Raw genomic sequence first — 13,182 nt, forward strand, 5'->3', positions numbered from 1 at the left:
AGTTTGTCAGCTCCTTTTTTAGCTGTTAGCCTTTTGATTTAAGAATTAGTAAGGGGGAATAAATCCCCCTTTTTTATAGTTCTAAGCGGTTGAAAATAGTGTCTACGTGTTGTAGGTGGTAGTTGTAGTCAAAGCAATCTGCTATTTGTTCTGCTGTTAGTCGAGAGTTAATAGTTGGATCAGCTTCTACTAGTTGGCGGAATGGGACTTGTTGTTCCCACGCTTCCATTGCTTTCGGTTGAACCGTGTCGTATGCTTCTTCGCGTGACATACCTGTATCGATTAGGGCGAGCAATACTCGTTGTGAGTATATTAAACCTAGTGTGCGATCCATGTTACGTTTCATGTTTTCTGGGAATACCGTTAAGTTTTTCACGATGTTACCAAAACGGTTTAACATGTAATTTAGAGCAATGGTTGCGTCTGGTAAAATGATTCTTTCTGCCGATGAATGAGAAATATCACGTTCATGCCATAATGGCACATTTTCATAAGCAGTCATCATGTATCCACGAATAACGCGCGCAAGGCCGGTCATGTTTTCAGAACCAATTGGATTACGTTTATGTGGCATCGCAGAAGATCCTTTTTGTCCTTTTGCAAAGAACTCTTCTACTTCGCGTGTTTCACTTTTTTGAAGGCCGCGAATTTCTACTGCAAATTTCTCAATTGATGTTGCAATAAGCGCGATTGCACTCATATAGTGTGCATGGCGATCACGTTGTAATGTTTGCGTTGAAATTGGTGCTGCTTCTAAACCTAACTTCTCACAAACATACTTTTCTACAAAAGGATCGATGTTTGCGTATGTACCAACTGCCCCAGAAATCTTCCCAAACTGTACTCCCGCTGCTGCTTGCTTGAAACGCTCTAAGTTACGTTTCATTTCTTCATACCAAAGTGCAAGCTTTAAACCGAAAGTTGTAGGTTCTGCATGAACGCCGTGTGTGCGGCCCATCATAACTGTATATTTATGTTCTTGTGCTTTTACTTTTAAGATTTCTACAAATCTTTCTAAGTCTTGAAGTAAAATGTCATTTGCTTGTTTTATTAGGTAAGAGAGGGCTGTATCTACAACATCTGTAGACGTTAATCCGTAATGCACCCACTTTTTCTCTTCGCCTAACGTTTCCGAAACAGCTCTAGTGAATGCCACTACATCGTGGCGCGTTTCTGCTTCAATTTCATAAATTCTGTTCATGTTAAACGAAGCATTTTTGCGTAGTTTTGCTACATCTTCTTTCGGTATTTCACCAAGTTCTGCCCATGCTTCACATGCTAGTATTTCTACTTCTAGCCAAGCTTGGAATTTGTTTTCTTCCGTCCAAATAGCACCCATTTCAGGTCGTGTATAACGTTCAATCATCGTAATGCCTCCACTTCTTCTTTGTTCCAACTTGTTATTTTTTCTGCTTTTTTTAAAGCAAGGTCCATTGTATCAGCTAAAACGTTTACATGTCCCATTTTCCTTTTTTCTTTTCGTTCTTTCTTTCCATATAAATGAAGTTTGACATCATGGTAGAGTGGAATGTTATCTAGAGCATATTCCACATGTTCTCCTAATAGATTAACCATTACCACAGGTTTCCATAAATTTGTTTCACCGAGTGGTAAACCGCAAATGGCACGAATGTGTTGTTCAAATTGGGATGTCTCACACGCATCGATGGAAAAGTGTCCCGAATTATGTGGTCTTGGTGCTAGTTCGTTAATGAAAATGTTTTCTTCTCCTACAACGAACATTTCGATAGCGAGTGTCCCTACTACGTTTAAGTGATTCGTTAAGGTCATTGCCGCTTCCATCGCTTTTTGTTGTAACTCCATAGAGATTCTTGCTGGCACGATTGATTGGTGTAGGATATTACTCACATGAATATTCTCTGCCACCGGTAATGTTTTCACTTCACCAGACACACTCCTTGAAACAATAACCGAGATTTCCATATGAAATGGTAACCATTTTTCTAGAATGCACTCACCCGATTGTAGTAATTCAGAAGCAATCTCCATGTCTTCTTTTTGACGAATCACAAATTGTCCTTTTCCATCATAGCCGAATCTACAAGTTTTTAAGACAGAAGGAATACCAATTGTTCCAATTGCCTTTTCTAGTTCTTCTTTTGTAGAGATGATTTGAAATGGTGCAACGGACAAACCAGCTTCTTGAATCATTTTCTTTTCTACACCACGGTGTTGTGTCATTTTTAAAACATGGCTACCTTGTGGTAAATACGTGTTGTTTTCTAACCAAGACAAAGTAGTAAAGTCAATATTTTCAAATTCATATGTGATAACGTCTGAAATGTTAGCTAGTTGTTGTATCGCCTTTATGTCATCAAAGCTTGCTGTTATTTCTATATCTGCAATTTGTCCGCACGGAGAATTAGGTGTCGGATCTAAAACGGCTATTTTATATCCCATTGCTCTTGCGGAAAGAGCCATCATTCTGCCTAATTGTCCTCCACCAATTATGCCAATCGTCGAGTCAGGTAAAATTGTTTTAAACAAGTTCTTCACTGCTTTCTAACACTTGATTTTTGATTTTTTCCCTTCTATCTTCTAATCTCATTGCGAGTGATTCATCAAATGCACTGATTATTTGTGCAGCAAGTAATCCAGCATTCGCGGATCCCGCTTTTCCGATTGCAACAGTGGCTACAGGAACACCAGCCGGCATTTGTACAATGGATAATAAAGAGTCTAACCCGTTCAGTGATTTAGATTGCACTGGAACTCCGATTACAGGTAGTGTTGTTTTAGCTGCTACCATTCCAGGTAAATGGGCTGCTCCTCCTGCCCCTGCAATAATGACTTTTAAGCCTCTAGCGCGAGCGCTTTCTGCATATTGAAACATAAGGTCAGGTGTTCTATGTGCGGAAACTACTTTTTTCTCGTATGGTACTTGTAGTTCTTCTAATATGTCGCAAGCATGTTTCATCGTTTCCCAATCAGATGTACTTCCCATAATTACGCCAACTTGTGCCGCCATTTGAAAATCCCGCCTATCTATATATATTTTAAGTGTTATTCCCTATTAAAAACGACAATATAAAAAGCCCAGGTATAGACTACTTTCCGGTATGAGGGAAAGTAGTCTACCTGGGCTTTGTGTCGTAACTAAAAAACAAAGCCAAGTAGCCGGACGTCAATAAAGATTGACGTGGACTTCCCTCATAGTCCAACAATTTACGGTTGTCGGGTAGAAACTTATGGGCCATATTCCCAAGATTATATGAGGTCAATATCGTTGCTTCTGCCTTTATTTTATGGTGTTTATTCGTTATTGTCAACTCATTTTCGAACGATTCTATATTATTACATTATAATGTTCGTGTTTTGCGTATTCTTTAATCTGAAATTAGTTTTCCTTCAAAAAAAATTTTTCGTCCACAAGGGACCACTTCCATTTTTCCATTTACTTTTTCTTCTTTGAAAATAGGTTCTTCCATGCGCCTTACTGGCATGTAGCCTTCTTTTTTCATACGGTCTAAACATTGGTCAATTGTTTCCTTGTCCATTAATTCGAATTTTCGTTTTCCTTTTGCTTTTTGTGCCATGCTTTTATTTTCCTTTCTTTCACGTTCTTCACCCAGAATCCACCATGTATCGTTTTTGGCTCGTAAGCGATTATGAATGCTTTTGGATCGTACTCTTTAATTGTCGTATAAAGACTTAACTCATATTTTCTAGGAGTTAAAATTTGCATCGCCATCCGGTCACCTTCTAAGCCGTGTGCTTGCCAATTTGTCACTCCATATCCTTTTTCACGAAGTAGTTTTGGTAAATCCTTATCGTACTCTTTTGTAATAACATTCACAGTTGTATGACCTAGTGCTAGTTTTTCTTCAATTTTCATTCCAACAACAACACCAATACCGTAACCGAAAGCATATGCTAGCAGGTTTTGTATTTGATTTAAGTTATCTAAAACTAACCCAAGACCTACCACATAAATAATTACTTCAATTGTACTGATAAAAGCTGCTAAATATCGACGACCTTTTAACGTCAATATCATACGTATTGTAAAAAATGAGACATATATAATATTAATTATAATGATAATAGCTACCATTACAAAGGCGTTGTCTAACATATTTAGAAACCCCTCCTTCATCTTAAATTAACTTAAGTTGTAATTGATACGGTACTAATCGTTGTTTGCACGAGGTACTCGCTTTCCGCGGGTGGTCTCGCACCTCGTGCTAACAACAACTTTATTAATATGAATAATTCATGGTGTTATACTAACATCATACGTATTTTCAGCTATGATTCATTTAATATTAATAAGTGTCCATTGTAAATGATATGGAAGAAAGATGTAAACAAATAAGGCAATATTTTAGTATAAAGTGCCTATGGATGTTAAAATAGTATAGCTTTTCTTTTCTAAACAAATACTTTTTATAAGAAAGAAGGGATGCAACATTAATATCAAGAGGAGATGTATAGCATGAAAAAAACAACCCCTGTGTTTTTAGTTTCAATCATTGTAGCTGTCTTATTCATTATTTGGGGAATCATTCCGCTTGGGAATTTGAGCTTAAACAATGTTACTACTAACTTACAGTCATTTATCGTCAATAAATTTGGATGGTTTTACTTATTAACAGCGACTGGCTTTTTATTATTTTGTATTATTCTAATTTTTTCGAAGTATGGTAACATCCGACTTGGAAAAGACACAGATCGACCTGAGTATAATTACATAACTTGGTTTGCAATGATATTTAGTGCTGGTATGGGTATCGGATTAGTATTTTGGGGTGCTTCAGAACCGATCTACCATTTTCATTACCCTCCAACTGGAGAAGGTGAAACTGCTGAAGCAGCCAGAGTAGCAATGCGCTATTCATTTTTCCATTGGGGTTTCCATCCTTGGGCGATATATTCTGTTATCGCACTAGCCCTTGCTTACTTCCAGTTCCGTAAAGGATCACCTGGAGTAATAAGCTCTATATTAAGACCTGTACTAGGAGACAGAGTAGATGGTTTTACAGGCTTAATCATTAATTTTATTGCTGTATTTGCCACTATATTTGGTGTCGCAACATCACTAGGGTTTGGGGCAATGCAAATTAGTGGTGGACTATCAAGTATAGTCCCAGCGATAAATAATACTTTATTCACTCAATTAGTTATCATTTTAGTTGTTACTGTATTGTTTATGATTTCTTCTCAGACTGGCTTAAACCGTGGGATTAAGCATTTAAGTAACTTTAATGTTGTATTAGCACTTTCTTTATTGCTCTTTTTACTTTTTGCAGGACCGACTAACTTCATTATGGATTTATTTACAACGACTATTGGAGGGTACATTCAAAACTTACCATCCATGAGCTTCCGCTTATTCCCGTTTGATCAAGAAAACAGCTTTGTTCAAGACTGGACTGTGTTTTATTGGGCCTGGTGGATTGCTTGGGCACCTTTTGTTGGAACGTTTATTGCTCGTATTTCAAAAGGGCGAACGATTCGTGAATTTTTACTTGGTGTGTTATTAGTTCCTACTATTTTCGGTGGTTTATGGTTCTCCGTATTCGGAGGTTCCGCTATCTTCTTAGAATATTTTAATGGCGTTTCTGTTTATGATGTCATTAATAATGAAGGAACGGAAGTTGCACTATTTGCAGTACTTCAACAATATCCACTCGGATTAATTATGTCTGGTATTGCTATATTATTAGTATGTACATTCTTTATTACTTCTGCAGACTCTGCTACATTTGTGCTTGGAATGCAAACGACTAACGGTAGTTTAAATCCTCCAAACTCATTGAAGTTTGTTTGGGGTATTGTTCAATCCGCTGCAGCCGCAATTTTGTTGTATTCAGGTGGACTTGGTGCGCTACAAACAGCTTCAATCATCGCTGCTTTCCCGTTTGCTATTATCATGATATTAATGGTGGTTGCGTTGATGAAGTCGTTTAAGGAAGAAAAAGTGCCAATTAAAGGATATAAACCAGTTGATGAAGAATAGAAAATTAAAAAGAAGAGTCAACCTTTGTTACGATATAATGGAGGTTGACTCTTTTACTAATTATAGGTCTTTCTCGGATTAAAAGGAGTTTCATCGGTGTTATCAAGTTCATTTTTATTTTTTTCCATGAGCAAAATGAACTTCATTCGCCTTATCAAGTTCATTTTCCTTTTATTCCTTGAGCAAAATGAACTTCATCGGCCTTATCAAGTTCATTTTCTATTTTTTCCTTGAGCAAAATGAACTTCATCGGCCTTATCAAGTTCAACTTCTTCTTTTATCGCTGGAAGAATGAACTTCATTACTCTTATCAAGCTCATTTTTTTAGGTCCTCACCTCTTCCATTTCTCATATCACCTTCTAAACGTAAAAGAATACACTATAGGTAAATACCTATTACGGAGGGGAAACCATGTCCTTCAATCAGTTCAAACATTTTCACGATTGGCGAAAAAATTGGGATCAGTTTTTTGGAGAGGATTTTTGGAATGGCTTTGAGCCAATGATTCAAAACATGCATACACAAACAAACTTGTATAAAAAAGAAAATGAAATCCTATGTATAATTGCGTTACCAGGCCTCAATCAACCAGAGGATGTGGAGGTGTATATCCGAAATCAAAAAATCGAAGTGAAAGGGGTCACTCGTATTCCTATTCAAGGTTTTGAGCTAGTAGATGAAGGAATAGCACAAGGGAATTTTGAACGAATAATCGAGTTACCATATCCAGTAAGAGACGATAAAGTTGAAGCAACTTATGAGAACGGTCTTCTCTACATCCATCTCCACCGCTACATCCCCGGAGACACGAAACGAAAAATTATCATTGATAAAAGCACTGAACCAGGAAGGAAATTCATCACACCGAGCGAATAGTCATTTGTTCGGTGTTTTTATTTGCCCTAAAATATTTTTAAAAAGCGATGTTAAACCTTAGTGTTGATATTTAACTATTTATTAGCTGTTGATTTCCGTGCAAGGTTGAGACTCCTGCGGGAGAAGCGGGGAGCGGGAGACCCCACAGGCGCTTGCGCCGAGGAGGCTCCCGGCCCGCCCGCGGAAAGCGAAGCCTTGCACGGAAATCAACAGCGGTCTTTAACACAACTAAAAAAAGATAAAATTTTCGTGAACGATTTATACACAAGAAACGTCTTATGTTTGAATTCACTAATTGCTAGCATTTAGTACAATAATAATAGAAAAGCCAGAAAGGAGGCATCCGCTCATTGAATGAAACAGTAGATAACGAAATTGAACTAATTCAACAAGCTCAACAAGGAGACGATGATGCCTTCACTCAATTATTTGAACGTCATTATCCGTTCCTGTTTAAGTATTTATTAAAGCTTACATTAGATGAAGATAAAAGCAGTGATATTGCCCAAGAGGCTATGTTAAAGTGCTATCAACATTTATCTTCTTTCAAAATGGAAAGTAAATTTTCCACGTGGATGATAACGATAGCTTCCAGATTATATATGGATGTTCTTCGTAAAGAAAAGCGAGAAAGAAAATGGCTAGAACAAATTAAAACGACACTATCGAGGCAACTATCTTGGAGAGCAAAATTAAGTGGAACAGAGTTTAGTGACACTTTCTCGGACTTTAATCAATTAGATGTTGAAGTACGTGTCCCAATTTTACTAAGACATTATTACGGATACACATACGATGAAATTGCAGATATGTTGAAAATTAAAACCGGAACAGTTAAATCTAGAGTTCATAACGGTCTTAAACAATTAAGAAAGGAGTGGGATGAAAATGAACAAGAAGCCAGACCAAGACACACTCACCAAGTTAAAAGCTGACTGGGAAAATGTTGATGCTTTATCAGAAAAACATCTTCTCCCAACTCATTCTGTAAAAGAGCAGTTTCAACTATACAAACAAGCTAGACAAAAGGCTTTTCAACGGGAATTGATGTTGTTTATTGCAACTGCCATAACGTTACTAACAATATTTATTTTAATCGCTTTGAAAGCACCAATCGTTGTTCTATTCATTTGGGCAGGCTCCATTCTTATTGCACCAATTATCTTTTTCTATTTAAGTAGATCAAAGAACTCTCTGGAAGGAGATCTCTTATGATGACAGAATTAGCAGAGACAGATGTTATCATTCTTATCTCCATCGTCCTTCTCCTATTGGTGCAAAGTATATGGCTGTTTATAGATGCAAAAAAGCGTGGAAGCTATGCGTGGTTTTGGGGTATCTGGGGGCTTATCCAAGCACCAATGCCTACTATTTTTTATCTGATTTTTGTCATATGGTTACCAAAAAGACGTCAACAAAAAATGAATAAGTAAAGGTGGTATATTTTATGGAACAATTAGTGGAAATTAACTGGGCAATATTCGCTCCGATCATAGTATTACAAGTAATCCTTGCGGTATTCGCTCTTGTAAATTGTATAAAACAAGAAGAAACGAACGGACCGAAGTGGATGTGGATTTTAATTATATTATTTGTAAACTTGTTCGGTCCAATTCTTTACTTCGTATTCGGCAGAAAAAACTAAGGAGTGAATCCATTGCTTGTACAAATAAACGAACTCCAAAAGAAATTTAAAGATCACGAAGCGGTTAAGTCTATATCCTTTCAAATAGAGCGTGGGCGTTGCATCGCCTTACTTGGCCCAAATGGTGCTGGTAAAACAACGACATTGCAAATGTTAGCCGGGTTGTTAACACCTACTAGTGGAGGAATCACTTTTAATGGTGCGGATAATAAAGATTACCGACCATATATCGGCTTTTTACCGCAACACCCTGCTTTTTTCAATTGGATGACACCAAAGGAATTTTTACAGTTTGCCGGGAAGCTATCTAATATTCCAAATAATATATTAAAAGATAGAATCGAAGAATCGCTTACTTTTGTCAGTTTACTAGAAGTTCATAATAAAAAGATTGGCGGATTTTCCGGAGGGATGAGGCAGCGTTTAGGGTTAGCTCAAGCACTGCTTCACAAACCTGAATTGCTTATATTAGATGAGCCAGTTTCCGCTCTAGATCCTGCTGGAAGAAGAGATGTACTGCAAATTATTCACGCTTTAAAGAGTGAGATGACAATCCTTTTTTCCACTCATGTGTTGCATGACGCAGAGCAAGTATGTGATGAAGTGATTATGCTAAAGGATGGGGAAATAAAGTGGGATGGCACCCTTCCTGCTCTAAAGGAGACATTTGCTACTTCTGCTGTGAAAATTAGAACAGATAAAACAATATCGGGATTAGATTCATTAGGTTTTGTAAGGCAAGTTGATTTTACAAATGAGTTAGAAGCAATTGTCTACCTTCAAGATGATAAAGCGAATACGAATGAAATGCTTCACTATTTATTATCGAATGGCTATACTGTAAACCATTTTGAAAAGTTACAAGATTCATTAGAAGACGCATATATGAGGGTGATGGAGTCATGAAAAATATGCTAGTTTTATTAAGAAAAGAAATGGTTGAAAGTGTGAAAAATGGGAAATGGATATGGCTACCCATCGTCTTCGTTATCATAGGAATTACCCAGCCGATTAGTAGTTATTACATGCCGCAAATTATTGAAATGGCTGGTAACTTACCGGAAGGGGCAAAAATTGAGTTGCCAATTCCAACTGGCGAGGAAGTGTTAGCTGGAACGCTTGGCCAATATGGCACGATTGGCACACTTTTATTTGTATTAGCGACAATGGGTGTTATTTCTAATGAACGACAAAACGGTTCATTGACACTAGTTATGGTTAGACCAGTTTCTCCTGCTCAATATATTTTAAGTAAATGGATAGGACAACTCATATTAACCCTCGTATCCTTATTTTTAAGTTACGGTCTTACTTGGTATTATACGAACTTACTATTTAATCAAGTATCAATGTCTGCTTTTTTCTCTAGTTTCCTCATGTATAGTTTATGGATCGTGTTCATCGTCTCGTTGACGATATTACTTGGAACTGTTTTACCGAATAACGGTGGCATTGCTGGGGCGAGTATATCTATTCTTGCAGCTTTATCATTATTAACTAGTCTACTAACTAAGTTTATGGAGTGGAGTCCAGCTACTCTACGTAATCAGGCGACAAACATACTACTACATCAGGAAGTTTTGGAAACATTTTTCATCGCTACTTCCGCTACGATTATTCTCTCTGCTAGTTTTGTTGCACTTGCTATATTTAATTTCAAAAGGTTAGAGAGATTTTAATTAGTAATAGAAAAAAGACACGAAGATACTTAATCTAAGTGTCTTTTTGATTTAAAACCAATATCCATTCATTCCTTTTAAAAACTCCTTCGTTATTGGATAACCAGAACTTTCCCCAATAATCGAATCAATTCCACATTTCGGACACAATGCTGTTTTACCATTATCAATCCACTCTGTAATCATATTCGGATTAAACACTTCCATACAAAAAAAACAGCCACAAACGTCAGCTGTATCTAATTCTTCTCGATGATTACTACTAAACTTATGGGCTTTTGTGATTTCATCGCTCATTCTTTTTCCCCCTTATTGTAAATTAGTAACCTAAGCATACACTAATTTAATTGCTGGTACATCATATCTTTTTTTTCAGACAGTTGTATTATTAGTAAAAAGAGAAATTAAACGTATAAAATCTATTGAGAAGTAGGTATGATTAAATGAAAATTACAATCAGACAAGAGCAAATGGAAAATTATAAAGTCACCGAAAGTTTAGTTAAGCTTGCATTTGAAAATATGGAGTTTAGTGAATTAAATTAATTAGCATACCTAGTAATTAAGGTATCAGATTTTTTATCAAACATTTTTTTACTAGATGTAATTAAGACTAATGGTCTATAACCCCTACTGAATTCATCTTTTTGAAACTTTAACTCATACTTTAGCCTATTCTTATCTTGAATGACAAATATTTTCTCCTTATAACTAGACTTAGATTCTTCCAGTTCAAAGGTCAGCCCTTGTAAGGTATAATCCGATTCTATTAACTCCATGTCCGTAAACTCAACTTTTAACGTGTTAATCTTTGATTTTAATGGTTTGTTCAATTCAATTAGAACTTTGTATAAGTTCCCTTCTTCCTTTGTAGTTAACGTGATCGTAACTTCCTCATTATGTTTAATGACTTGTTTCCATCTAAAATCATCAATAAAGTATGTAATCAAAAATATGATGAGTGACAAGAAGAATATAGATAATTTCCAGTTTGATTTAATAATTGACACACAAACAACCTCCCTATTCTAAACGGTCTTATTCTACTAATATATGTATTTTTCCTTCAAAACTCGAAAAAATTAGCAAGTATATCATCATAATGTGATATTATTTTCCTTATTAGATTCACGTACAAAACTGACAAAGGGGGACTACCCATATGAATTTCGTACTTATCTTCGGGCCTCAAGCCGTTGGTAAAATGACAGTGGGGCAGGAGTTACAAAAGATAACAGACTTAAAGCTTTTTCATAACCATATGACAATCGAGTTAGTTAACCCTATTTTTAATTATGGAACAGAGGAAGGAAAAAGATTAGTAAGCTTGTTTAGAAAAGAGATGTTTGAAGCTGTGGCAACAAGTGATCTAGAAGGGTTAATCTTTACTTATGTTTGGGCATTTGATCAACGATCAGATTGGGAGTATATAGAAAGCGTTTGTGCAATTTTTGAATCACATGGAGGCTCCGTCTTCTTTGTTGAGCTAGAGGCTGATACGGAAGAAAGGATAAAGCGTAATAAAAGTCCACACCGTCTTGAGCATAAGCCAACTAAGCGAGATATCGCATGGTCCGAAGAACAATTAATTAATACAATGGCACAATATAGACTTAACTCTTTATATGGAGAAATTAAAAGAGAAAATTATATTAGAATTAATAATACGAACTTTAGTGCAGATAAAGTTGCTACCATTATAAAAGAAACTTTTAAGTTATAAGTAAGTAAATTACTCGTTTTAGGCAAAAGGAGCGGCAAATGAAAATACGAAGATTATTCCGAGAAGAAATAGCACCTATGGAATTACTACTGTTAGCAGATCCATCTACATCTATGGTTGAGGAGTACTTAAAAAGAGGAGAATGCTATGTTTGTGAAAGTAATGAAGAGGTTGTTGGTGTTTATGTTCTAGTAGCCACTAGTCCCGAAACTGTTGAATTAGCTAACATAGCTGTTAAAGAGGAATTACAAGGTTGCGGATTAGGTAAAAGATTAGTAATCAATGCTATAGAAACTGCTAAAATAAATGGATATAAAACAATAGAAGTTGGTACAGGTAATTCAAGTATTAGCCAACTGGCACTATATCAAAAATGTGGGTTTAGAATTACTTGTGTCCATAAAGACTTTTTCACCGAACACTACCCAGAAGAAATATATGAAAATGGGATTCAGTGTAGAGATATGATTCGTTTAACACAAGATTTATGAGTTAAATAATGTTTTCTTATTATGCTAATAAAGGACTTTTTTAAAGGTCGCTGTTGATTTCCGTGCAAGACTTCGCTTTCCGCGTTAATTTCTAGTTTCTCTCGCACGGATATCAACAGCTCTTAAGTAATTAAAATCAATAGTAAGCACTAACAGAGCCTAATATAAAAAAGACAGTACAGAGGTCTCCCCCCTATTACTGTCTACTTAGTCTTTCTACTTCAGCTTCTAATTTATATACTCTTCTATTTAATACTTCTGTGCGATCATCAACATGCTCTACAATCTTTTCTGTATATTCACCAAGACTATCGACTAGATTTTTTTGAAGCTTTAATTGACCTACTTCTAACCTTTGTTGTCCTAGTTTTAATTCATTAATATCATTTTCTAATCTGCTTTGGCCATGTTCTAATCTACTTTGCCCTTGTTCTAATTTTTCTTGTCCTAGCTTTAGGCCACTGATGTCAGTTTTCAAACTTGTTAATTCAGCTAGAATTTCTTTTAACAATTTTTCCATTTGACTGGCCTCCTATATCAATAGATTTCATTCTCTATTATACCATTCAAAAATTTACTCGACTATTATTTATTACTACATTATACGAACAAAAAAAAGCCCAGCGTCGTCACACTGAACTTTTTTATCTTTGCCTGGCAACGTCCTACTCTCACAGGGGGACAGCCCCCAACTACCATCGGCGCTGAAGAGCTTAACTTCCGTGTTCGGTATGGGAACGGGTGTGGCCTCTTCGCCATCATTACCAGACATATGAAATTTTGAAGGA

18 protein-coding genes, 1 rRNA gene and 1 riboswitch are annotated in these 13,182 nt (G+C 36.2%); of the genes, 10 read left to right on the forward strand and 9 right to left on the reverse strand.

Annotated elements, in window-relative coordinates; all coding sequences use genetic code 11:
- Positions 1-73 precede the first annotated feature (73 nt).
- From purB to CDZ89_RS18355, 5 genes are all read right to left on the reverse strand, one after another.
- Positions 74-1,366 (reverse strand): adenylosuccinate lyase, encoded by a 1,293-nt coding sequence (gene purB / locus CDZ89_RS18335; protein WP_096155817.1) that lies wholly within the window; start codon positions 1,364-1,366, stop codon positions 74-76.
- Entirely contained in the window at positions 1,363-2,508 is a 1,146-nt protein-coding gene (purK, locus tag CDZ89_RS18340) for a 5-(carboxyamino)imidazole ribonucleotide synthase (RefSeq protein WP_096157015.1), read from the reverse strand. Before purK ends, purB begins: the two co-directional genes overlap by 4 nt.
- Positions 2,501-2,989 carry a 5-(carboxyamino)imidazole ribonucleotide mutase gene (gene purE, locus CDZ89_RS18345; protein ID WP_096155818.1) on the reverse strand — a complete coding sequence of 163 codons (489 nt, stop codon included), beginning with the start codon at positions 2,987-2,989 and terminating at the stop codon, positions 2,501-2,503. Before purE ends, purK begins: the two co-directional genes overlap by 8 nt.
- A gap of 165 nt (positions 2,990-3,154) precedes the next feature.
- Positions 3,155-3,256: riboswitch (purine riboswitch) on the reverse strand.
- A 91-nt stretch (positions 3,257-3,347) separates the two neighbouring features.
- Positions 3,348-3,557, reverse strand: a complete 210-nt coding sequence (locus CDZ89_RS18350) for an NETI motif-containing protein (protein ID WP_096155819.1) — start codon at positions 3,555-3,557, stop codon at positions 3,348-3,350.
- Positions 3,518-4,096, reverse strand: a complete 579-nt coding sequence (locus CDZ89_RS18355) for a DUF2179 domain-containing protein (RefSeq protein ID WP_096155820.1) — start codon at positions 4,094-4,096, stop codon at positions 3,518-3,520. The genes CDZ89_RS18350 and CDZ89_RS18355 overlap by 40 nt, the downstream gene beginning before the upstream one ends.
- 360 nt (positions 4,097-4,456) lie before the next feature.
- Between CDZ89_RS18355 and CDZ89_RS18360 the strand changes: the two genes are divergently transcribed.
- The 8 genes from CDZ89_RS18360 (at position 4,457) to CDZ89_RS18395 (ending at position 10,181) form a co-directional block, all read left to right on the forward strand.
- Positions 4,457-5,980 (forward strand): glycine betaine uptake BCCT transporter, encoded by a 1,524-nt coding sequence (locus tag CDZ89_RS18360; protein ID WP_096155821.1) that lies wholly within the window; start codon positions 4,457-4,459, stop codon positions 5,978-5,980.
- 412 nt (positions 5,981-6,392) lie between these two features.
- Complete coding sequence (locus tag CDZ89_RS18365; protein WP_096155822.1) at positions 6,393-6,857, forward strand: Hsp20/alpha crystallin family protein; 465 nt, start codon at positions 6,393-6,395, stop codon at positions 6,855-6,857.
- A 350-nt stretch (positions 6,858-7,207) separates the two neighbouring features.
- Positions 7,208-7,792 (forward strand): RNA polymerase sigma factor SigY, encoded by a 585-nt coding sequence (sigY, locus tag CDZ89_RS18370; RefSeq protein ID WP_096155824.1) that lies wholly within the window; start codon positions 7,208-7,210, stop codon positions 7,790-7,792.
- Entirely contained in the window at positions 7,746-8,072 is a 327-nt protein-coding gene (locus CDZ89_RS18375; RefSeq protein ID WP_096155825.1) for a YxlC family protein, read from the forward strand. The genes sigY and CDZ89_RS18375 overlap by 47 nt, the downstream gene beginning before the upstream one ends.
- On the forward strand, positions 8,069-8,290 hold the full coding sequence (locus tag CDZ89_RS18380; protein WP_227521557.1) for a transcriptional regulator: 222 nt from the start codon (positions 8,069-8,071) through the stop codon (positions 8,288-8,290). Before CDZ89_RS18375 ends, CDZ89_RS18380 begins: the two co-directional genes overlap by 4 nt.
- Before the next feature lie 14 nt (positions 8,291-8,304).
- Positions 8,305-8,502 (forward strand): PLD nuclease N-terminal domain-containing protein, encoded by a 198-nt coding sequence (locus CDZ89_RS18385; protein ID WP_096155826.1) that lies wholly within the window; start codon positions 8,305-8,307, stop codon positions 8,500-8,502.
- 12 nt (positions 8,503-8,514) lie between these two features.
- The gene (locus CDZ89_RS18390) at positions 8,515-9,408 is read left to right on the forward strand and encodes an ABC transporter ATP-binding protein (RefSeq protein ID WP_096155827.1); all 894 of its coding nucleotides are present in this window, start codon (positions 8,515-8,517) and stop codon (positions 9,406-9,408) included.
- Positions 9,405-10,181 (forward strand): ABC transporter permease, encoded by a 777-nt coding sequence (locus CDZ89_RS18395; RefSeq protein ID WP_096155828.1) that lies wholly within the window; start codon positions 9,405-9,407, stop codon positions 10,179-10,181. The genes CDZ89_RS18390 and CDZ89_RS18395 overlap by 4 nt, the downstream gene beginning before the upstream one ends.
- A 51-nt stretch (positions 10,182-10,232) precedes the next feature.
- Here CDZ89_RS18395 and CDZ89_RS18400 read toward each other — a convergent pair whose 3' ends face one another.
- Both CDZ89_RS18400 and CDZ89_RS18405 read right to left on the reverse strand, forming a co-directional pair.
- Complete coding sequence (locus tag CDZ89_RS18400; protein WP_096155829.1) at positions 10,233-10,478, reverse strand: cytoplasmic protein; 246 nt, start codon at positions 10,476-10,478, stop codon at positions 10,233-10,235.
- 244 nt (positions 10,479-10,722) lie between these two features.
- Positions 10,723-11,190: a hypothetical protein gene (locus CDZ89_RS18405; RefSeq protein WP_096155830.1), complete on the reverse strand. Its 468-nt coding sequence runs from the start codon at positions 11,188-11,190 to the stop codon at positions 10,723-10,725.
- A gap of 152 nt (positions 11,191-11,342) precedes the next feature.
- On the opposite strand from CDZ89_RS18405, the gene CDZ89_RS18410 reads away from it, so the two are divergent.
- Together CDZ89_RS18410 and CDZ89_RS18415 are read left to right on the forward strand one after the other, a co-directional pair.
- Positions 11,343-11,903 (forward strand): AAA family ATPase, encoded by a 561-nt coding sequence (locus tag CDZ89_RS18410; protein WP_100334201.1) that lies wholly within the window; start codon positions 11,343-11,345, stop codon positions 11,901-11,903.
- 38 nt (positions 11,904-11,941) lie between these two features.
- Complete coding sequence (locus CDZ89_RS18415; protein ID WP_096155832.1) at positions 11,942-12,394, forward strand: GNAT family N-acetyltransferase; 453 nt, start codon at positions 11,942-11,944, stop codon at positions 12,392-12,394.
- A gap of 196 nt (positions 12,395-12,590) precedes the next feature.
- Here the strand turns inward: CDZ89_RS18415 and CDZ89_RS18420 are convergent, their stop codons facing one another.
- Together CDZ89_RS18420 and rrf are read right to left on the reverse strand one after the other, a co-directional pair.
- Positions 12,591-12,914 carry a hypothetical protein gene (locus CDZ89_RS18420; RefSeq protein ID WP_100334202.1) on the reverse strand — a complete coding sequence of 108 codons (324 nt, stop codon included), beginning with the start codon at positions 12,912-12,914 and terminating at the stop codon, positions 12,591-12,593.
- Between the two features lie 132 nt (positions 12,915-13,046).
- Positions 13,047-13,163: ribosomal RNA gene (gene rrf / locus CDZ89_RS18425) — 5S ribosomal RNA — on the reverse strand.
- Between the last annotated feature and the right edge of the window lie 19 nt (positions 13,164-13,182).

The organism is Bacillus alkalisoli (assembly GCF_002797415.1).
GTDB lineage: Bacteria > Bacillota > Bacilli > Bacillales > Bacillaceae_I > Bacillus_CD > Bacillus_CD alkalisoli.

What these genes read in the sequence shown, in the direction of transcription:
- purB (WP_096155817.1), bottom strand. Translation starts at nt 1,366, where the DNA reads ATGATTGAACGTTATACACGACCTGAAATGGGTGCTATTTGGACGGAA.
- purE (WP_096155818.1), bottom strand. Translation starts at nt 2,989, where the DNA reads ATGGCGGCACAAGTTGGCGTAATTATGGGAAGTACATCTGATTGGGAA.
- CDZ89_RS18350 (WP_096155819.1), bottom strand. Translation starts at nt 3,557, where the DNA reads ATGGCACAAAAAGCAAAAGGAAAACGAAAATTCGAATTAATGGACAAG.
- CDZ89_RS18355 (WP_096155820.1), bottom strand. Translation starts at nt 4,096, where the DNA reads ATGTTAGACAACGCCTTTGTAATGGTAGCTATTATCATTATAATTAAT.
- CDZ89_RS18360 (WP_096155821.1), top strand. Translation starts at nt 4,457, where the DNA reads ATGAAAAAAACAACCCCTGTGTTTTTAGTTTCAATCATTGTAGCTGTC.
- CDZ89_RS18365 (WP_096155822.1), top strand. Translation starts at nt 6,393, where the DNA reads ATGTCCTTCAATCAGTTCAAACATTTTCACGATTGGCGAAAAAATTGG.
- CDZ89_RS18375 (WP_096155825.1), top strand. Translation starts at nt 7,746, where the DNA reads ATGAACAAGAAGCCAGACCAAGACACACTCACCAAGTTAAAAGCTGAC.
- CDZ89_RS18380 (WP_227521557.1), top strand. Translation starts at nt 8,069, where the DNA reads ATGATGACAGAATTAGCAGAGACAGATGTTATCATTCTTATCTCCATC.
- CDZ89_RS18385 (WP_096155826.1), top strand. Translation starts at nt 8,305, where the DNA reads ATGGAACAATTAGTGGAAATTAACTGGGCAATATTCGCTCCGATCATA.
- CDZ89_RS18395 (WP_096155828.1), top strand. Translation starts at nt 9,405, where the DNA reads ATGAAAAATATGCTAGTTTTATTAAGAAAAGAAATGGTTGAAAGTGTG.
- CDZ89_RS18400 (WP_096155829.1), bottom strand. Translation starts at nt 10,478, where the DNA reads ATGAGCGATGAAATCACAAAAGCCCATAAGTTTAGTAGTAATCATCGA.
- CDZ89_RS18410 (WP_100334201.1), top strand. Translation starts at nt 11,343, where the DNA reads ATGAATTTCGTACTTATCTTCGGGCCTCAAGCCGTTGGTAAAATGACA.
- CDZ89_RS18415 (WP_096155832.1), top strand. Translation starts at nt 11,942, where the DNA reads ATGAAAATACGAAGATTATTCCGAGAAGAAATAGCACCTATGGAATTA.
- CDZ89_RS18420 (WP_100334202.1), bottom strand. Translation starts at nt 12,914, where the DNA reads ATGGAAAAATTGTTAAAAGAAATTCTAGCTGAATTAACAAGTTTGAAA.